We start from the raw sequence: 17948 nt of genomic DNA, 5'->3' as shown, positions 1-17948 counted from the left end.
GTGGCCGGAGCGTATGCCATGCCTAAAAGGCCCGTCTGTGGAGCCGGCCATGGCGATAGACGGGAGGACGGAACCAGCTCGATATGTTCGACGGTTTCGCCGGCAACTGCAACGCACGGTATGGCGCAGGCCGACGCAGGCGCCTTTTTGACGGGAGCGCCTGCTGATTTGCTGGCGCAGTCCATCATCGCGGACGCAGCCGGAGGCGCGGCCATCGCCATCGTCTCGCAGAGCGGACCAAGCCGGACCAGCAACATCACTGCCAGGACGAAAAACGCCATGGAATGCAATATCTTGGAGAGTGGGCGAGCCCGGCGTTTCATTGGATGCATCTAGAAGCACACTTCGTGATGCACAATGTCGCAGGAGCGGTTTGCCACACTAAGCGGACTTTACTCGCCTTTCCGATACGTTGGTGAGGTTGCGATGCTCGAAAGGTCCGTGGCGCTATCGATCGGCACGCCTGCCTCCTTTCGTTCGGAATAGCGATCGACCAGTTGGGCGGTGTGCGGGCGTAGCAGGATCGTGAAGCGTACCAATTCCTCCATCACATCCACGATCCGATCATAGTAGGCCGAAGGCTTCATTCGATCGCTTTCGTCGAACTCGGCAAACGCCTTCGCGACGCTGGATTGGTTGGGGATCGTCACCATTCGCATCCAGCGGCCGAGGACGCGCAGCGTGTTCACGCTGTTGAACGACTGCGACCCCGCCGACACCTGCATGACGGCGAGCGTGCGGCCCTGCGTCGGGCGCATCCCACCCATCGACAGCGGCAGGTGATCGACTTGCAGCTTCATGATGCCGGTAATCTGGCCGTGTCGTTCAGGGCTGCACCACACATGCCCCTCCGACCACATCGACAGTTCGCGCAACTCGTGGACGGCCGGGTGATCGTCCCCCGTCACCTGATCGGGTAGCGGCAGGGTCGAAGGATCGAAGATCCGCGTTTCGCAGCCGAAGAATTGTAGCAGGCGAGCAGCTTCTTCGACGCACAGCCGCGAGAAGGACCGCTCCCGCAGGGATCCGTAGAGCAGCAGGATCCGTGGAGGTGGATCACCAGCGCCCAGCCCAAGGGCAGGACGATCGAGCGCATAGCGCCGATCGAGCGCGGGCAGATTATCAGGATCGGAGAGATTGCGGAGCGGCATCAGGCGGTCCTTGGGCCAAGCAGAATAATACAGGTGCCGATCAGGCAGAGCGCCGCTCCACCAGCATCCCAGCGATCGGGCCTCACCCCTTCGACAGCCCACAGCCAGACCAGCGATGCGCAGATATATACGCCGCCATAGGCAGCATAGGCCCTCCCTGCTGCGTCGCTATCCACACGTGTCAGCAGCCAGGCGAACAGCATTAGCGAGACCACGCCCGGAGCCAGCCACAGGGGCGATTTGTCCAGCCGCAACCATGCCCAAAAGGCAAAGCAGCCCGCGATTTCCGCAAGCGACGCGGCAAGGTAGACGAGTGCCGTCATACTATGCTGATCCTGATCGCGAGTGCCGCGAGCGTTACCAGCAGCACCGGGATCGTCAGTGTCGCGCCAACTTTGAAGTAATAGCCCCAGCCGATCCGGATGCCCTTTTGTCCGAGAACATGCAGCCAGAGCAGCGTCGCGAGCGAGCCGATCGGCGTGATCTTCGGCCCGAGGTCGCAGCCGATCACGTTGGCGTAGATCATCGCTTCCTTGATCGCGCCCGTGGCGTGGGTCGCGTCGATCGACAGCGCCCCCACCAAGACGGTCGGCATGTTGTTCATCACCGACGACAGCAGCGCGGCAATGATCCCGGTCCCGAATGCCGCGCCCCAAACGCCGCCTTGCGCGGTGCGATCGAGCAGGCCGGCAAGGTAGTCGGTCAGTCCAGCATTTCGCAGGCCATAGACGACCAGGTACATGCCAAGCGAGAAGATCACGACCTGCCACGGCGCGCCGGCCAGCACTTTGCGCGTCTGGATGACGTGGCCGCGCGCGGCGATGACCAGCAGGAGGACCGCGCCGGCAGCGGCAACGGCGCTGACCGGCACGCCGATAGGTTCGAGCAGGAAGAAGCCGGCGAGCAGCAGGGCGAGAACGACCCAGCCCGCCTTGAACGTGGCAGGATCGCGGATCGCGTCAGCGGGCGTGCGGAGCTGAGCCACATCATAGCTGCCCGGTATGTCGCGCCGGAAGAACAGCAACAGCGCGACCAGCGTCGCGGCGATCGACGCCAGATCGACCGGCACCATCACCGAGGCATAATCGGCAAAGCCGATCCGGAAGAAGTCGGCCGACACGATATTGACGAGGTTGGAGACGATCAGCGGCAGACTGGCGGTATCGGCGATGAACCCCGCAGCCATCACGAACGCCAGCGTCGCCTTGTCCTTGTATCCCAGCGCGCGCAGCATCGCGATGACGATCGGCGTCAGGATCAGCGCCGCGCCATCATTGGCGAACAGCGCCGATACCGCCGCGCCGAGCAGGACGATCAGCACGAGCAGCCTGCGACCATGCCCCCCGCCCCAGCGGGCAACGTGAAGCGCCGCCCATTCAAAGAATCCGGCTTCGTCGAGCAAAAGGCTGACGATGATGATCGCGACGAACGTCGCGGTCGCATTCCAGACGATCCCCCACACCACAGGTACGTCGGAGAGTGAGACGACCCCAACGAGCAGCGCGACCGCCGCGCCGCCCAGCGCGCTCCACCCAATGCCGAGGCCTTTGGGTTGCCAAATGACGAGGGCGATCGTGATGACGAAGATAGTGAGCGCGAGCAGCATCAGGCGATGCGCTCACCCGAGGCATCAACAACCCGTTCGCCGTCTTCCTTGGCAAACGCGCCCTGTTGGGCCTCAGGCAGCAGATCCAGGACTGCTTCGGACGGTCGGCACAGCTTCACGCCGAGCGGCGAGACGACTAGCGGCCGGTTAATGAGGACCGGATGCGCCATCATTGCGTCCACCAGCGTGTCGTCTGACAGCGCTTCGTCACCAAGGCCCAGTTCCGCATAGGGCGTCCCCTTCTCGCGCAGCAAATCGCGGGGCGTAATCCCGGCGCGATTGATCAGCTCGCCTAGCAGCGCGCGCGAGGGCGGCGTTTTCAGATATTCGACCACATGGGGCTCGATGCCGGCATTGCGGATCATCGCCAGCGTGTTGCGAGACGTGCCGCACTCGGGGTTGTGGTAGATCACGATATCGACGGCCACGAGGCGTCCTTTCAGCAGCAGGGGGTGAGTTCGGCTAAGAGCGGCGCGCACAGCTCGGGCGAGCCGGCGCAGCAATCCTTGACGAGGAACAGCGTCAGCGCGCGCAGCCCGTCTAGATTGGCACGGTAGATAATCGATCGGCTATGCCGTTCGGACAGGACCAGTCCGCCGCGGGCCAGAATGCCGAGGTGCGCGGACATGGTGTTCTGCGGCACGTCGAGCTGGCGGGCGATTTCACCTGCTGCCAGACCGTCCGGTTCGTGCCGCACGAGCAGGCGGAACACGTCGAGGCGTGTGCCTTGCGCGAGTGCACCCAATGCTGCGATTGCCGAATCGTTTTCCATATATCCAGCATAAACGATATATAGGCTCAGGGAACCCTTGCTGGAACGATCGCCTCACTCGATTGCCGGCAATCGACGGCGATCAGGAATACCTCAGCGACGAAAGGCCCAGTGTTGCCGACGCCCCGTTTTTCCGTTCGGCCCTGTCGAATGACATGAGAATGCCGAGCAGGATAAGCACCGTCATCATTGCCGATCCACCGTAGGACAGAAGCGGCAGCGGGATGCCGACGACCGGAGCCAGACCCAGCACCATCGCCATGTTGATCCCGACGTACAGCGAGATTGTGAAGGACAGCCCAATCGCAGCGAGTTTTACGAAGCGATCGGTTGCGCGCATGGCAACCCCGCTCGCCCAGCGAATGATCCACGCATAGGCCAGCAGGATCACGACCCCGCCGACCAGGCCCCATTCCTCCATCATCGTCGCAAGGATGAAGTCGGTATGCGGTTCAGGCAGATAGGCGAGGTGGCTCTGTGTGCCCTGCATGAAGCCCTTGCCCCAGATACCGCTTGATCCGATCGCGATTTTTGACTGCGCGATATGGTATCCCGTGCCGAGCGGATCGCTTTCGGGATCAAGAAAGATCAGCACCCGGTGTCGCTGATAGTCGTGGAGTAGGTTGTTCACGACGACGGGAAGCGCGCAGGCGAATGCCAGCCCTCCCCCCACGAACCAGCGTAGCGGGATGCCGGCAAGAAAGAGGATGGCGGTGCCGGCGAGCGCGATCATCATCGCGGTGCCCAGATCGGGTTGTAGCAGGACGAGCACGACCGGCAGACCGATCATCACGACAGGTGGCAGCAGCGTCATGGGGCGGCGGATGAACCCGGGGGGCACACGGTCGAAATAGCTCGCCAGTGAAAGCACGATAGCGATCTTCATGAACTCGGAGGGTTGCAGGCGGATGATCCCGAGATCGATCCAGCGCTGCGCACCCATCCCGATCTTGCCGAACAGCTCGACGATCAGCAGCAGCCCGAGCGTGACGCCATAGAAGGGCAGCGAATAATCGCGCCAGAACGACACCGGGACGAACGACACCAGCAGCATGACCACGAACAGGAAGCCGAACCTGAGACCCTGATTGAATGCCCACGGTGTCATGCTTCCGTTTGCCGCAGAGTAGAGGGTGAGCAGACTTGCAGACATGACGATGCAGACGGCGAGAAGCATCGACCATGGCAGCGACTTGATCGCGACGGGAACATGTTCGCGGGAAATGGCAGGCGTCCTTGGGTATCCGCAACAGCGGGTAGAATGATGAAGGCTTGGTGGCGGTGGTCAGTCGGGCGCTGGCAGCTAGATCGTCGACGCCGGGGAGGCCTTGGGCCGGGCGAACCGCAGAACGCCATATCCGGCGAGCGCAGACATCATCGATCCTAGCAGGATACCGATCTTCGCTTCCTCCGCGAGATGCGGAGATGCCGGGAATGCAAGGGCACCGATGAACAGGCTCATCGTGAAGCCAATGCCGCACAGCAGAACGACGCCGTACGTCTGCATGACGCTGGCGCCCGGCAGAGCGCCGAACAGCCTCAGCTGCCTCCCGATCTGCAATGCGCCGAAGATGCCGAGCTGCTTGCCAAGAAACAGGCCGGCAGCGACGCCCAACGGCAAGGGAGCGATAATCGTCTGCCACCCGATATCGTCCAGCGAGACGCCGGCATTGGCGAACCCAAACAGCGGGACGATCAGCAGCCCCACCAGTGGTGCCAAGGCGTGCTCGAGACGGTGCAGCGGTGCGCCCGCGTCCCCGTCGCCGCTCGCGCGAAGCGGGATGGCGGTTGCGGCGAGGACGCCCGCGATCGTTGCATGGACGCCGGAGAGTAGCACCGCGTACCAGAGCAGCGCCGCCAAGATGAGATAGGGCGTCAGCGCGTTCACACCCCGCCAGCGGAGCAGGTGCATGACCCCGAAGATCCCCGCGGCAGCGGTGATCGCCAGCGCGTCGATCGACGCCGTATAGAACAGCGCGATAATAGCGACTGCGCCGAGATCATCGACGATCGCGACCGACATGAGGAATAGTTTCAGCGAGGCCGGCACCCGGTTGCCGAGCAGCGCCAGTACGCCCAACGCAAAGGCGATATCGGTTGCCGCGGGGATCGCCCATCCGCCGTGCAACAACGGATCGGACCATGCTACGAGCAGATAGATCAGCGCCGGGATAGCCATGCCGGCTGCGGCAGCTACGGCAGGCATCGTCCGGTCGGACCAGCGCGACAGCCTGCCCTCTAGAAGCTCGCGCTTCAGTTCGAGACCTACCAGCAGGAAGAATAGGGCCATGAAGCCGTCGTTGATCCAAAGGTGCGGCGTCATTGGGCCTAGCTGGTCAGATAATGTCGGCCCAACGACCACGTGCAGAACGTCGTGGTAAGCGTGCGTTCCGGGCAAGTTGGCCGCAATCATCGCCAGCGCCGCAGCGCCCATGAGCAGCAGGCCACCAGCAGCCTCGCTGCGAAGGAAGGCGAAGCGTACTTGGGCACCTGTCTGATGATGAGCAGCCATGCGCAATCCTGCCTTTGCGGTATCGGCACCGCCGGCAGGACGTGCGGATCAATGATGAGAAGTTGTCGACACGACGGTTGGAATGCTGATCGCCGTAGGCTGCCTATTCCTAGCAGGCCCGTTCATCATGAGAAAATCGGAAGTTACATTGCCGCTTATAGAGGTTGGCTATAAGGTTGGTGATGCCTCGCATCCAACAGCTGCGCTACCTCGTGGCCGTCGCCGACACGCTTAGCTTTAGCCGAGCGGCCGATCAGTGTCGTGTCACCCAGCCCACGCTCAGCATGCAGTTGAAGGAGCTGGAGGGCCGTCTGAACACGCAATTAGTCGAACGCACGCGTGCGCGCGTCGTGCTGACGCCGGTCGGTGCCGAGATTGCCCGGCGTGCGCGCTTCGTGCTTGCCGAGATCGAGGATATTCGAGAGATCGCGCGACGCGATGATCCGGCCGCATTACAGGGGACGCTCCAGATGGGCGTGCTCCAAACGGTGGGGGGCTATGTCCTGTCGCTAGCAATGCCGGCGCTACGCGAGACATTCCCTGATTTGCGGATCGTCGTGCGCGAGGACAGGCTGGAAAGCCTGCCGGGGAAACTGTCGGACGGCACGCATGACGTGCTCCTTTTGCCTCACGGACCAAGCCAGCCAGATTTCAGCTCCGCCCGGTTGATCCGGGAGCCGCTGCACCTCGTCATGCCGAGCGACCACCGGCTTGCCCAATGCGAAGTGGTGCGGCCCGAGGATCTAGCCGGAGAGACAGTTCTAGCTATGGACCGTTCGCCGCGGCTGCACGACCAGATCGCTTCGCTATGCACCGACTTCGGCGCGATCGAGGTCGACGATTATGCCGGCACCACGCTCGACACGCTGCGTCTCATGGTGACGACCGGCATGGGCCTGTCGCTCCTCCCCGCGCTGTATGTCCGGTCGGACGTGCTACGCGAGAAGCTGATCGTTGCACGACCGCTGGCGAGGCGGGCGCCGGTGCGCGACCTGACGATGGTGTGGCGATCGTCGTCCCCGAGGGAGGCGACCTATCGTCGACTTGCCGACATCATCCGGCGTTGCGTGGTGCCGTGGGAACAGCCCGACACCGGTGCGCCCGCGTCGATCCCGATCGGCTAGATCGCTAGGGTCGATCACGCATTACAAGAAGCGCGACAGCGCGAGGCCGACGAAAAGCGCGCCGATGCCGACGACCAGCGAGCCGCTCACATACAGGATCGCGGACAGGGCATGGCCACCCTTCCACAGAAGGGCATAGTCGAGGCTAAACGTCGAATAGGTGGTGAAGCCACCGATGACGCCGGTCGTCAGGAACAGGCGCAGGCTTTGATCGGCACCGCTCCGAGCGGTGAACCAGCCCGCAACGATGCCCATTGCAAACGATCCAACGATGTTGATCGCTATCGTGCCGTACGGAAACGATGGGCCGAACAGTGCGAGGGCGGCGCGACCGACACCGTGACGCAGCATTCCGCCGATGCCCGAACCCAGAAAAACAAACAGGAACTCCACGCACGTTACTCCCCTGCACCTATTGGGCGACTAGCAGGGGCCATCAGCATCAGTGCGGTTACAAGGGAGGCTCCATTCCCTTCTTAAACATGTGGCAATGCGGTCCGATTGGATCAAGCGTCTCACTTAACCTGCAATCTGCTTCTAGCGGCGGTGTCAAAACCGAACGGTTGTGACATTGGCACCCTACCCTACTTCTTCGAGTTTGCAGGTGTTGAAACCTCATGTCAGAACGGCTGCATGCATATCCGCTATGTCCGGGAGGCGCGCTAAGGTGCGAGGTAAGCCGGGGACGGTGAAGAGGCCGGAGGCCGAGCGGGCAATCCGACAACTCACACACGAGTGGGCGACCGCTCACGGTGTAGGGCCTGGCTCGGTCGAGATGCCTTCGTTCAGCGCGTTTCACCGCTGGGTCTTAGGCCGGGGCGGAGCAGCGTATTTTCAGTTCCGCTCTACGCTCGGCCCGCTGGAGGATGCCGAGAGTTGGTTCGATCAGGAGCTACGCCAGGCTTGGCGCAACTAGGAAAACACGATGTCGGACCTACCCTCACGGCGCGAGTTCAAGGTGCTGAAGGCGCTTTGCCTCGACAGCGTAGAGGACCGCAGCCAATGGCCGGGTATTGGGGCCGGCACCGAGGCCGCGCTAGTTGCGAAAGGGTGGATCATTCCCTCGACGTGCGAGACGTATGGCACGGAGGGCTTTCTGGTCACCAAAGCCGGACAGGAAGCGCATGAGGCTGGCTGGAATGCTGGCTTCCGCTAAGCTGAGGTAAAAAGGTCTACCTTTTGGCCCCGGCTAATGGCCGACGTGAGCGTCACAACCGCTCGATGTAAGGACCTTCGACTCTCCGTTTGGTAATTACAGCTGAGCGGGCGCAACCAATCTTCGGAAATTCTCGGTCATTAGGCGCTCAATGCTGTTAGTGGAGATCCCCTTCAGCCGGGCAAGATCACGGTAGACCGAACCGCCACCGCCAGGGGCGAGCGGAATGCCTTCCGCCATGCCAAACGGTCCGTCGGTCTCAGGCAGCAAACGGTCGATTGGCATTGCGTCTACGGCATCGCGTCCGGACCTACTGGCCATCATGCCCGACCCAACCGAAAACCAGCATCCAAGGCTGTTTGCGCGTTCGATTATCGGGCGTTTTGCTGAAAACCAGTGAAGCACGAATGTCCCGGCAAGTGGCTCGAACTCCAACATGTCGAGCAGCATCTCGACGGCGCCGCGGCTGTGGAGGGAGATAATGCGGCCTCCGGCTGCGGCGCAGGCGTCGAGGATCTCATGTAGAACTTCGGCCTGCGTTGTCAGTGTGTCACGGTGGGGCTTCGAGCCGTCGAGGCCAACCTCACCGACGTATTCGGTGGTAGGCAGTAAGTCGTGAAAGAGACTTAGTTCGTGTCGACGGGTGGCTGCCAGTTCCGGGTGTAAACCGAGTGCGGTGCGAATCCTGCCGCCCTCAGGTGCGAGCGCCGAAGTTCCGGCGAACGCGCTCGGCGTCGTCGTTACTGACAGGACGTATACGCCGTCGTCGGCAGCCTTGCGGGCGGTCGCTGCTGGATCGGGATAGAGGTCGAGATGGCAGTGGAAGTCGATTAGCGCCATCGCACCGTGCCAAACATGGTGCCGAGCTCGGCTAACCCGCGGCCGACGGCGTTAATCGTGAGTGCCCGTGCTGCAGCGTCCGCGGGGAGCGGGCCGGCCCGAGCAACCCACCGGCCGAACTCGCTTGGACTATTACTACCATGTGCGGCCACGGCATGTCTCGCTGCTAAGACGTCGTCGTTGCGCGAGCTGGCTCGTAGCTCATTTAAGTAAAATGTTCCGTCGTGCATCATTGCGTTATGGAACGACGCCCGCCTGATCAAGCATGGCACGCACCTTCCGCATTGACCGTTTGCGCGTTTGCCCTTGCCGCAGGAATAAGTCTCGGCAGCGAGATCGGCCAGTCGTGGGTGGTGACCTTGGGCTAGCATTTCGCCCTTGGTGGTCGCGAAAAATGGATTGCGCAACTCCGCCTGAACGCCAGTCGCCGCCCAGACCTCATTTAATAGAGTCATGAAGTGTGGATGGGTCGTGCGTGTGCTGAGCGATCCCATCCGCCTGTCCGTAAACGGCGGATTGATCGCAATCAGTGCGTTTTCCGGGACTAGCACCTCACGGATCCCGCAGCCTGTCGCGGCAAGCGCCCCGTAGGCGAAGAACAGGATCGACCGAGCGCGGGTCGAGCCTTCATATGGTTGGTGCCATCGCTCGGCCACCCGACCTTCGAAGCGGTGCGCCTCGAGTCCCAATGCAGCAGCCAGTCGCTCCTGCGGTCCGATCTCCTTAGTCGATCCTTGGCTGACAAGAAGCGGGCGGGCACCGCCGTTCAGCGCCGCGAGTGCGCCGAGAAAGCTGTCTAGCCCGCCCGAGAAGAGGCACACCGTGTCGCGATCGTGAAGCCGACCCTGGACGTGCGGGCACGCAAGCCCGCCGGCGCGGAAGGTGAGGTGCCACACGTCGCCAGTGAGAAACCGAAGGGCTTCGGCCAGCTCCGTCGCCTGAGCAGTCCATGGAGTCGGATCAACAACGGCAACGTCGAGCCCGATGACGCGCGTCCAGCCATTTGCCGATCCTGATCGTACAACGAACCGGTCGGCTGCGAACACCGACATTGCAATCGACATGAAGTCCCAAGCCGCCGCGCTTGGTGCGTTGGGAATTTGTTTGCGCACGCGGTCGACTAGCGTTGCACCCAGACCCGGCAGGTCTGGTGTCCCGCCGGCGAACAGGTGGACACCGATCATGTTAGGCTGACGGTGCGCCGCAACGGCATCGGCGTTGACGGGCGTTGCCCGAATGGCGAGGTCTACCATCGGGTCATTTCCCCATAAACGGCGCTTGTTATCTCGGCGACGATCCCGTCGAGACCAGCTGGGGCCAACGCCCCTCCGGTCCGCTGGATGATCGGCGTCGCGATCTCGTCTGCAGCTGCGCGGACCAGGTCACGTAAGGCGTTCTCGCGCTGGACCGCCACCGCGGGCGGTACGTTCTCGGCTGACTTCCCTTGCTCCGACGCAACCGCTGCAAAAACTAGTTCGGCGACGAAGCAGACCGTTGCCACGACCACCACGTGGTCTGTCACAGCGTTCAGGTCGAATACTGGTTGATCACCAAGAGCCTCGAAGAGCGCTTCGGCCATAGCTGATCGAACCACGTCCTCGTCGAGGATGCCCGGTGGACAGAATTGGTCGACAATTGCGGTAATCGCCTCTTCTAGCGGCCGGCCTGCGAGGGTTCCGAGGTCGAATCCTGCGACTACAACTGCCGCGCCGTTCGCCCGTGCGACGGATGCTAGGGCCGACAGGGCGGCGCCGCCCGTTCGTGCTGCCCGTGCGTGGCGGGCTGACGCCCGCGGCCCCCCCATGGCCCGGGCATACCGGCCAAGCGCACGACGGCCGGCTGCTGGGTCGCCAGTGCCCATGTATTCTCTAAGCGCCCGTCGCATTCCTGACAGGGGCGCTGCCGGTAGGACGTCTGGCACAGCGAGCGCGGGTTGCGGTTGATCGGGCGCAGGCGGATCCTGATCCGCCCAAGGCGCGACCAGCGGTGAACCGCCTGGCGTCGATGGCTTAGACTGTGATGTGCCCATCTACTTGCCCCCTAAATACCCCTTGCCCCGTAAGGCGAACTTTACCCCTGAATTAATTGTATCCTGCGGGACGTCATCAATCAGCGCCTGCAATTGGCGCTTCCCGCCTTCTGACTTTTCGCCCAGCAGTATAGCTCCTTGGATGCCGGGCAGCTTGCTGGTCCAATCGCCCTCGCGCAGGCTCGCGACCATCCCCGCCATCGTAGCGACGCGCTCGTCGACGTTCAGACGGTCGATTACGTCGGTAGCGGCCGGCGAGTTTATGCTGGTCACACTAAGGAGCGCCTTCACGGCCGCTCCGACGCTGTCATTCGTCCTAGAGCTGGCCGGTGAGGCCATCACGTCGCGGCTGAGGAACAGCGCTGGCTGCAATGCCTTTGGATCGTCGAAGCGAGGTTCCAGCCGGCGCCATTCCTCAATGAACGCTTCGTGCGCCTTCCATGCCGCTGGAGCATTCGGGCGCTTGACGCCATCGCCCAGATCCTCGGTGGCCCTGAGCTGGAGGTCAGCGCCTTCTTCGCCGGCCATGACCATCGTGTAAAGCGCCTGGGTCGCGTCGGCGTCGGTGCCGCGCTCAAAGATTGCGAGCTTCGCCAAAGTCCCAAGGTCGATCTTCATCTTCCTCGTAGCTGCGAGCGATCTGCGTAGCATCACTGCGTTGAGCAGGCGCTTGATGATGCGCGGGTTGCCATCGATCTTGTCCGCCGTGGTGAGGGTCGGCGCTAGCCCGTCGGCGGTTCCGAGCATCTCAAGAAGTCCGGCGGGACGGCCAGCAACACCATCAATTTGGTCGGCGGTGAAACTTGCCCCGTCCCATGCATTCTGCAATGCTTCGAGCAATACCGCCTGAACGTTGCCAAGCGCAGTGGGCGCAAGCTTCTGGGTAAATAGAGAGTACATATAAGCGCGCACATCATCGACGCCGACGCGGGGGACCCGGAATGGCACCTGTATGACCTTGTCGAGGTAGTCGTGAACGTGCTTCGCGTTTGGATCACTGAAGTGCCTCGCCACGGAATGGCGGATCATGTCTTCGTCTGCAGCGACTACGAAGGCGGTGCCGGGCAGGAAGAGGAAAAGGCGGATGGCTTCCAACGTGCCAATCGCAACATCCGGCAGGCAACGGTCAAGATTGTCGACGAAGACAATCAGAGGACGGCCGAGTTCGTCTAGAATCTCGCCGAACTCCTTGCGGAACGCAGCTATCTCCTTTGGCGGCGTTTTTGCCTCCTCGGGTTTAATTAGCTTCGACCAGCCCTCTTGTGCGTCCTTTGCCACACCCTTCAGGTCCTTGGCCTCGTCGCCCCCGCCGCCACCTGAGACGAGCGACGAGATTGCCGAACCCGCCTTAGTCAGCAGCCCTGGCGGGACCCCGAACGCCATCCCAATGCCAAAGTCAGCGGCCATGCTGATTGCACGGAAATAGTTCACGCGTGACGCGAACCGCTTGATCTTTTCCACCAGCTTTTCATCGTTTTTAGCGGCTTTAAGCAGGGTGTCGGCGACCACCTCCATCAACGCGGCTTTAGAATCGTCAAAGCCTTGGTAAAGCCAGGCATCAAAGTCGATGAAGAGAGGCGGTGTCTCGCCGCTTTCCAGCTTGCCTCTGACAAGCCTGAGCACTGTCGATTTTCCGGTGCCCCAAGTTCCGAACACGCCGATCGAGAGAGGGAGCATTTCCTTGGTCGTCGCAAGCGCACCAATCTGGTCCGCTAGTTCTGTAAAATTCAGGAAATCCTCAGCGCTTTCGCGATCACTCCACATGCTCTACTACTCCCCCGAGTTAAAACTCGCTCAATTTATCTTCTTAGTCGAGCCCTGTTTGGTACATTAAGACAAATATGCCGTGTTTCGCCTACCACCGAGTTTACCGACGCTGGGTTCGGCCAGTGGCTCAATTCCAAGGGAGGGAGCGATAAAATTCATTAACGATGTCAAAGCAATGGTCAAAATCTGGAAGCTCCTCAAGCTCTAGCCCAAGCGTATTCCAGTCCTTTTTGGCCCGATCCCTGACGGCAAGCTGCCCAAGCGCATCGCGATCAGGATTTATATCACGTGCGCGGCACTTTTCGTGTAGGAAAGCGAGCAGGTCAGTTTTCTCACTTTCATCAAGTGAAAACTTTTCCAGTAATGACGCAATATCATACACATCCTGGCGGCGATTTCGATTACGCTTGGGCTGTTGGAGCAACGCCCGTAGTTTCTCCGCTATCAAATCAAGCAACGAATAAGCTCGGATTGTCACTCCCTCGCCAAGCTGAACAATCTGAATTGCGTTCACAGGCTCGCGAAACGCAATGTCGACGTCCAGCACGTCCGAGGCGGTGCCAGCCCGGAAGAGCCTCTCTTGCGGGGCACCCCGCTTCGCATAGCCGACACGAAGTGCGAGCAGGGGGCCGGTCGCCTTAGCAAACATCTTAGCGCTGGGCTCATAACGCGATGATTGGACGTTACACATTAAGTCAGGATAGCCGAGCTTAGCTGCCGCTCTAGGAAAGGCATCGTTGAGTGCCGCCTTTAAGGCTTCAGCCATTTCCATATTTGGTTCGCTAATGGCGGTGAAGTCAACATCGCCGGTTTGTCGAGGGCTTTTATAGACTACCCCCATTAAAATTCCGCCCTTGAGAAATATCTCGTGAGAAAAAGGTTTGGTCATTGCCAGCGCAGTCAAGAATATCTCGGTTACCTGCCTTTCGAGATAGGCTTGAGGATCGAGCCTTGCCTTTTCAATCCATTCACCAATATTGACGGTAATCTGTTTTCCTTCTTCTATGCTATTAGACATTGAGTGATAGCATCCACTTCTCTGAAAATTGCGGTGCAAATGGCTTGCCCGGATCAAGGACGCGGCTTGAGCCCCGCTGCGCAAAACGCGCCCAAGCAGATATTCGGGCATCGGTAATGCCGATATGTTCTTCTAATATAAAGCCAGCGCGGACTTTCCAAATTGGCTTCTCGGCTCTCTCGACCCGCTCAATAATTTCATCGCAGTAGGTTCGGCTATGCTCCGTCCAGATGTCGAGAACATGCGACATTCCTCCGCATCGGTCGGGACTATCAAGCGTGTCAAGAAAGGTCTGCCCGATCGTAGCGATCCTCGATAGGCTACCCTTGATCGCGATCTGATCACCGGCAAACTTCGTTGTGTCGATCGCAACTGGCCGGCCGCGCACGGTCTCCGGATGGGTTACGGCCTTGGCTGGTTCGATATCAGCCTCAGGATCTTCGAGGCTATCTCCATAATCACCCTCCATTTGCTCACGTACAAGTTGACGCCGTAAAGTCGGGATCGGTTCGACAAGAAAGAGGCTCTCGGGACGTCTATTAGAGAGGCCGTACCGTTGCAAAGCAGATAGATGAGCAATGTGGCAGAATGGATCAACCGAACAAATAACATCTTCGGCTGGTGCATCGGAGCGATCCACGATCCGCCAGTGTGAGCCGTAGTCATTGTCTTGGCGGATGACACCCTCGCTTCGTAGCAGGCTGCGTGTTCGCCGAAAAACGTCACGGCTTGGTGTCGCACCCCGGAGATATTTAGCACTGCCGGACTGATATATCTCCCAGAGCTCGCGGAAAATATCATAATTAGAAAGGACGGGCTTCGGCTGTCGAATAAGCGCGCGGGACAGGGTCTCGGCAAGCTGCGTCATCCGCTTGCGTTGCTGAAAAGGGCGCAATCGTTCCGTCATTTACGCAGCGTCCTATATGCTATGTCCTAAGGACATAGCATATAGGACGCTACCGCAAAGTCAAGAAGGCTGCATCTTTAGGGCATGCGTCCAATTGACGTTTCACGCTGTGTACGATATAATCCGTCCTAAGGACGGATTATATCGTACACATGCATAGGTTGTTGTTGACGCGCAAAAGGCGTTCAGCGAAGCAATAATTTTGCTGGAATGCTTAAATAGTCGAGGACTGGGCATTAGCCCGCATGCTGATCGGCGTGTGCGTGATCCAGTCGCCTCCCAGCATGGGATATGGGCCGTAGAACAGGTCGCCAAGAGCGCGCCGGTAATGCGCGTTCATCCAGCGTCGGCGCCGATGCTCAGGACCGTCATGGATCATGTGGCAGCGCTGGCAAAGCGCTGCGAGCCGGTGCAGCGCACTGTCACTGGGGTCATGGTCGAGATGCGCACAGGCCAGGACGACCGGCGTCCAGCGGCCTTTCGAGAGAATGTTCTCCACGGGGCGCCGCACGCGCCGCCCCTTGCCGTTGCGCCAGCACAGGCGGCTCCTGTCCCACCACCGTCCGTCGCCTAGGTGGAAGACCCGCTGCCCGTGCGGCCGTGCGCAATGCTCGCACCGCCCCTTTGCCCTGCCGAAGCGAACGTGCTGCGACAGCTGTGGCCAGTCGATCGGATAGAGAAAGACGTGTTCGGGACGGATCGGCATCAGACAAGTCCCGGCGCAGCGGCCGTCAGCGCGCGGTAGAGCGTGGCGTGGTGGCATTTGAGCAGCTTGGCTGCTTCCCGCACAGAGGTTCCCTCAGCGACCAGTCGCTGGCCCAGGGCAACCTGTTCGGTTGTTAGTTTGGGCGGGCGTCCGAAGCGTACACCCCTCGCCTTTGCCGCTACCCGCCCACTGCTAGTGCGTTGGTGGATCAGCTCGCGCTCAAACTCGGCAATGCCGGCAAATACGGTCAGCACCATGCGGCCCGCTGGCGAAGTCGTATCTGCCCAGGGCTCGGCCAGTGAGCGCAGGCCGGCTCCAACATCCTTCAGCTTCTCGGCAATGTCGAGCAGGTCGCGGGTGGAGCGTGCCAGCCGATCGAGCCGCGTCACCACGACCGTGTCTTCGTTGCGCAGCTGCTCGATCATCTTGACCAATTCGGGCCGGTCACGCTTCGCGCCCGAGATCTTCTCCTCGAACGTCCGCTTGCATCCGGCATCCTTCAACGCGGCGCGTTGCAGTCGGAGATCTTGGTCATCGGTGGACACACGAGCGTAGCCAATCAGCATGTCGCATAACTGTATCGGAATCAACGGGTTATGCAACAGACTTTTGCGACATTTGCGCACGAGTGAGCAAAAGCGTTGGGCACTCCGTCGCAAAACTTAGGCCTTTGCCGGTGCGGCCCAACCGATCCGCGCCAACGTGCCAAGCAGGGTAGAGCGCGGTACCTTGAAGGTCCGGCAGACGGAAGCTTTGCTGGCTCCGCCATCCAGTGCGGCGGTGATCCGTTCGAGCGTTTCCGCGTCGATCATAGGTGGCCGCCCCCCTTGGCGTCCTCGACGTTTGGCAGCGGCTAGTCCCGCCATCACTCGTTCGCGCGTCAGCGCACGCTCATACTGAGCCAATGCACCGAACAGCGAGAACAGCAACTCGCCGTGCGGCGTGGTCGTATCCATCTGCTCGGTCAGCGATCGGAACGCGATGCCGCGCGCCTTCAGGTCGGTGACGATCGTCAGCAGGTGGGGCAGCGAACGTCCTAACCGGTCGAGCTTCCACACAACCAGCGTGTCGCCCGCGTTCAAATAGTCGAGGCATGCTTTCAGCCCAGGTCGATCGTCGCGAGCGCCCGATGCCTTGTCAGTATGGAGATGCCGATGATCAACGCCAGCTGCTACCAGCGCGTCACGTTGCAGGTCGACCGTCTGACGATCGTCGGCTGACGACACCCTCATATATCCGACCAACATGTACGACAAACCTTCGAAAGTACGTTCTCGCACACTTTACCAAAGCGATAGGGTTTGTCGATCATTATGGGTGGAGGTGGGTATGGTTCGGTGAAAGCGCAGGTCGGGGGTGTCGGCTATCATGTGTTTTCCGACACTGGCGGGGCTAGTCGGCGCTTAAAAACGGCAGGGCCGTTCACGCCCACACCCGGACGCTCGGGTTAGTAATTCGGAGTCCCGGTAGTAGTCATTCGTTCAGTGGGATTATGGGGAACTTTCCAGACATGAGTTGCAATCGGGGCGCTCGGGATTGGTAAAGCTGTCTAGTTACGGCCAATGGGCAAGCGCGGTAAAATGGATCGCAAAAGCGATTACGCTGATATAATCTGGCATCGGAGGTAAATGCAGAAATGGAAAGTAGCCGTCAGCTGGAGAGCATCGCCCTCGCAATTGCTCCAATGCTAGCGGCTTCTGTATCCGAAGTATGGATCGTGGCAGAAGTTCATGACGACTGGATACAGAGGCGCTACGATGTCGTGTGCAACGGTAAGCTTGTTGAGGGGGTGGAAGGTGAGAGAACCATGAACCGATCCGTCAATGATGCTCTATCCGCCCTAAGGCGTGACATGCTTAAAGAGAGTCAGGAAGATTGGCATCATTGCACCTATGTTTTGAGGTCTGACGGAATCTTCAAAATGGAGTTCGATCGTAGCAGACCGCCGAGCGTGTGAATGTAACGATAGATACTCCTGTAAAAGGAGGCAGCGCCACAGAATGTCGGCCATCGCCAGCACCTTCCCGAAAGCCGCCGTTCCGCTTTCCTGCCCAACCCGGACATTCCCGAAATTCGATCCAGACCGTGCGAAAACTCACCGCCGCCCCCGATACAGACGTGATGCTCGAAACATAACGTCGCCAGATATGGCTGCGACGCAAGATAGCCAATCACCTGGCAACCGACACGCAGCTATATTAGTACGCTACATTCGGGGTTGGAGTTTTCGCACGGTCTGGATCGTTTTCGAGAAAGGTTTCGTGCCGCAACCAGCCGGTTTTGACACCTGTGAAGGCGGGGGATCTGCTAACCTCGATAACTTATTCGGCATGATCCTTTTTAACATTCGATGTGCTGAA

At 60.4% G+C, this 17948-nt stretch carries 19 protein-coding genes and 1 riboswitch; of the genes, 2 read left to right on the top strand and 17 right to left on the bottom strand.

What is annotated here, in order from left to right; translation table 11 throughout:
• Positions 1-392 precede the first annotated feature (392 nt).
• The 7 genes from arsH to nhaA form a co-directional block, all read right to left on the bottom strand.
• Positions 393-1151, bottom strand: a complete 759-nt coding sequence (arsH, locus tag BM244_RS21820; RefSeq protein WP_093401024.1) for an arsenical resistance protein ArsH — start codon at positions 1149-1151, stop codon at positions 393-395.
• Complete coding sequence (locus BM244_RS21815) at positions 1151-1474, bottom strand: YnfA family protein (RefSeq protein WP_056015373.1); 324 nt, start codon at positions 1472-1474, stop codon at positions 1151-1153. The genes arsH and BM244_RS21815 overlap by 1 nt, the downstream gene beginning before the upstream one ends.
• Positions 1471-2757: an arsenic transporter gene (locus tag BM244_RS21810; protein ID WP_093401023.1), complete on the bottom strand. Its 1287-nt coding sequence runs from the start codon at positions 2755-2757 to the stop codon at positions 1471-1473. Before BM244_RS21810 ends, BM244_RS21815 begins: the two co-directional genes overlap by 4 nt.
• The gene (arsC, locus tag BM244_RS21805) at positions 2757-3185 is read right to left on the bottom strand and encodes an arsenate reductase (glutaredoxin) (protein WP_093401022.1); all 429 of its coding nucleotides are present in this window, start codon (positions 3183-3185) and stop codon (positions 2757-2759) included. Before arsC ends, BM244_RS21810 begins: the two co-directional genes overlap by 1 nt.
• A gap of 11 nt (positions 3186-3196) precedes the next feature.
• The gene (locus BM244_RS21800; protein WP_093401021.1) at positions 3197-3529 is read right to left on the bottom strand and encodes an ArsR/SmtB family transcription factor; all 333 of its coding nucleotides are present in this window, start codon (positions 3527-3529) and stop codon (positions 3197-3199) included.
• Positions 3530-3611: 82 nt separating this feature from the next.
• On the bottom strand, positions 3612-4706 hold the full coding sequence (rodA, locus tag BM244_RS21795; protein ID WP_175518363.1) for a rod shape-determining protein RodA: 1095 nt from the start codon (positions 4704-4706) through the stop codon (positions 3612-3614).
• A gap of 126 nt (positions 4707-4832) precedes the next feature.
• Positions 4833-6041: a Na+/H+ antiporter NhaA gene (nhaA, locus tag BM244_RS21790; RefSeq protein WP_093401019.1), complete on the bottom strand. Its 1209-nt coding sequence runs from the start codon at positions 6039-6041 to the stop codon at positions 4833-4835.
• Positions 6042-6223: 182 nt separating this feature from the next.
• Here nhaA and BM244_RS21785 point away from each other — a divergent pair, with 182 nt between their 5' ends.
• On the top strand, positions 6224-7165 hold the full coding sequence (locus tag BM244_RS21785) for a LysR substrate-binding domain-containing protein (RefSeq protein WP_093401018.1): 942 nt from the start codon (positions 6224-6226) through the stop codon (positions 7163-7165).
• Positions 7166-7186: 21 nt separating this feature from the next.
• Here BM244_RS21785 and crcB read toward each other — a convergent pair whose 3' ends face one another.
• Entirely contained in the window at positions 7187-7558 is a 372-nt protein-coding gene (gene crcB / locus BM244_RS21780) for a fluoride efflux transporter CrcB (RefSeq protein WP_093401017.1), read from the bottom strand.
• A gap of 27 nt (positions 7559-7585) precedes the next feature.
• A riboswitch (Fluoride riboswitch) is annotated at positions 7586-7647 on the bottom strand.
• 443 nt (positions 7648-8090) lie between these two features.
• Here crcB and BM244_RS21770 point away from each other — a divergent pair.
• Positions 8091-8321: a hypothetical protein gene (locus BM244_RS21770; RefSeq protein WP_093401015.1), complete on the top strand. Its 231-nt coding sequence runs from the start codon at positions 8091-8093 to the stop codon at positions 8319-8321.
• Between the two features lie 96 nt (positions 8322-8417).
• Here BM244_RS21770 and qatD read toward each other — a convergent pair whose 3' ends face one another.
• From qatD to BM244_RS21730, 9 genes are all read right to left on the bottom strand, one after another.
• Positions 8418-9161: a Qat anti-phage system TatD family nuclease QatD gene (qatD, locus tag BM244_RS21765; RefSeq protein WP_093401014.1), complete on the bottom strand. Its 744-nt coding sequence runs from the start codon at positions 9159-9161 to the stop codon at positions 8418-8420.
• Positions 9152-10414, bottom strand: coding sequence for a Qat anti-phage system QueC-like protein QatC (qatC, locus tag BM244_RS21760; protein ID WP_093401013.1), 1263 nt, complete (start codon positions 10412-10414; stop codon positions 9152-9154). The genes qatD and qatC overlap by 10 nt, the downstream gene beginning before the upstream one ends.
• A complete protein-coding gene (locus BM244_RS21755; protein WP_093401012.1) occupies positions 10408-10740 on the bottom strand; it encodes a hypothetical protein in 333 nt (110 codons plus the stop codon). Before BM244_RS21755 ends, qatC begins: the two co-directional genes overlap by 7 nt.
• A gap of 450 nt (positions 10741-11190) precedes the next feature.
• Positions 11191-12954, bottom strand: coding sequence for a KAP family P-loop NTPase fold protein (locus BM244_RS21750; RefSeq protein ID WP_093401011.1), 1764 nt, complete (start codon positions 12952-12954; stop codon positions 11191-11193).
• 130 nt (positions 12955-13084) lie between these two features.
• Positions 13085-13975, bottom strand: coding sequence for a nucleotidyl transferase AbiEii/AbiGii toxin family protein (locus BM244_RS21745; protein WP_175518362.1), 891 nt, complete (start codon positions 13973-13975; stop codon positions 13085-13087).
• On the bottom strand, positions 13968-14882 hold the full coding sequence (locus BM244_RS22925) for a hypothetical protein (RefSeq protein ID WP_139227074.1): 915 nt from the start codon (positions 14880-14882) through the stop codon (positions 13968-13970). The genes BM244_RS21745 and BM244_RS22925 overlap by 8 nt, the downstream gene beginning before the upstream one ends.
• 214 nt (positions 14883-15096) lie before the next feature.
• Positions 15097-15588, bottom strand: a complete 492-nt coding sequence (locus tag BM244_RS21740; RefSeq protein WP_243644622.1) for a hypothetical protein — start codon at positions 15586-15588, stop codon at positions 15097-15099.
• Complete coding sequence (locus tag BM244_RS21735) at positions 15588-16154, bottom strand: recombinase family protein (protein WP_093401009.1); 567 nt, start codon at positions 16152-16154, stop codon at positions 15588-15590. Before BM244_RS21735 ends, BM244_RS21740 begins: the two co-directional genes overlap by 1 nt.
• Positions 16155-16250: 96 nt before the next feature.
• Positions 16251-16835, bottom strand: coding sequence for a recombinase family protein (locus BM244_RS21730; protein WP_093401008.1), 585 nt, complete (start codon positions 16833-16835; stop codon positions 16251-16253).
• Between the last annotated feature and the right edge of the window lie 1113 nt (positions 16836-17948).

The sequence above is a fragment of the Sphingomonas sp. OK281 genome, from assembly GCF_900115295.1.
GTDB lineage: Bacteria > Pseudomonadota > Alphaproteobacteria > Sphingomonadales > Sphingomonadaceae > Sphingomonas.
The sequence above is the reverse complement of the archived record's forward strand: the minus strand, read 5'-3'. Positions and strand labels throughout refer to the sequence as shown.

Coding starts and splice junctions, on each gene's coding strand:
- arsH (WP_093401024.1), bottom strand. CDS start 1,151: ATGCCGCTCCGCAATCTCTCCGATCCTGATAATCTGCCCGCGCTCGAT.
- BM244_RS21815 (WP_056015373.1), bottom strand. CDS start 1,474: ATGACGGCACTCGTCTACCTTGCCGCGTCGCTTGCGGAAATCGCGGGC.
- BM244_RS21810 (WP_093401023.1), bottom strand. CDS start 2,757: ATGCTGCTCGCGCTCACTATCTTCGTCATCACGATCGCCCTCGTCATT.
- BM244_RS21800 (WP_093401021.1), bottom strand. CDS start 3,529: ATGGAAAACGATTCGGCAATCGCAGCATTGGGTGCACTCGCGCAAGGC.
- rodA (WP_175518363.1), bottom strand. CDS start 4,706: ATGCTTCTCGCCGTCTGCATCGTCATGTCTGCAAGTCTGCTCACCCTC.
- nhaA (WP_093401019.1), bottom strand. CDS start 6,041: ATGGCTGCTCATCATCAGACAGGTGCCCAAGTACGCTTCGCCTTCCTT.
- BM244_RS21785 (WP_093401018.1), top strand. CDS start 6,224: ATGCCTCGCATCCAACAGCTGCGCTACCTCGTGGCCGTCGCCGACACG.
- BM244_RS21770 (WP_093401015.1), top strand. CDS start 8,091: ATGTCGGACCTACCCTCACGGCGCGAGTTCAAGGTGCTGAAGGCGCTT.
- qatD (WP_093401014.1), bottom strand. CDS start 9,161: ATGGCGCTAATCGACTTCCACTGCCATCTCGACCTCTATCCCGATCCA.
- qatC (WP_093401013.1), bottom strand. CDS start 10,414: ATGGTAGACCTCGCCATTCGGGCAACGCCCGTCAACGCCGATGCCGTT.
- BM244_RS21755 (WP_093401012.1), bottom strand. CDS start 10,740: ATGGCCGAAGCGCTCTTCGAGGCTCTTGGTGATCAACCAGTATTCGAC.
- BM244_RS21750 (WP_093401011.1), bottom strand. CDS start 12,954: ATGTGGAGTGATCGCGAAAGCGCTGAGGATTTCCTGAATTTTACAGAA.
- BM244_RS21745 (WP_175518362.1), bottom strand. CDS start 13,975: ATGTCTAATAGCATAGAAGAAGGAAAACAGATTACCGTCAATATTGGT.
- BM244_RS22925 (WP_139227074.1), bottom strand. CDS start 14,882: ATGACGGAACGATTGCGCCCTTTTCAGCAACGCAAGCGGATGACGCAG.
- BM244_RS21740 (WP_243644622.1), bottom strand. CDS start 15,588: ATGCCGATCCGTCCCGAACACGTCTTTCTCTATCCGATCGACTGGCCA.
- BM244_RS21735 (WP_093401009.1), bottom strand. CDS start 16,154: ATGCTGATTGGCTACGCTCGTGTGTCCACCGATGACCAAGATCTCCGA.
- BM244_RS21730 (WP_093401008.1), bottom strand. CDS start 16,835: ATGTTGGTCGGATATATGAGGGTGTCGTCAGCCGACGATCGTCAGACG.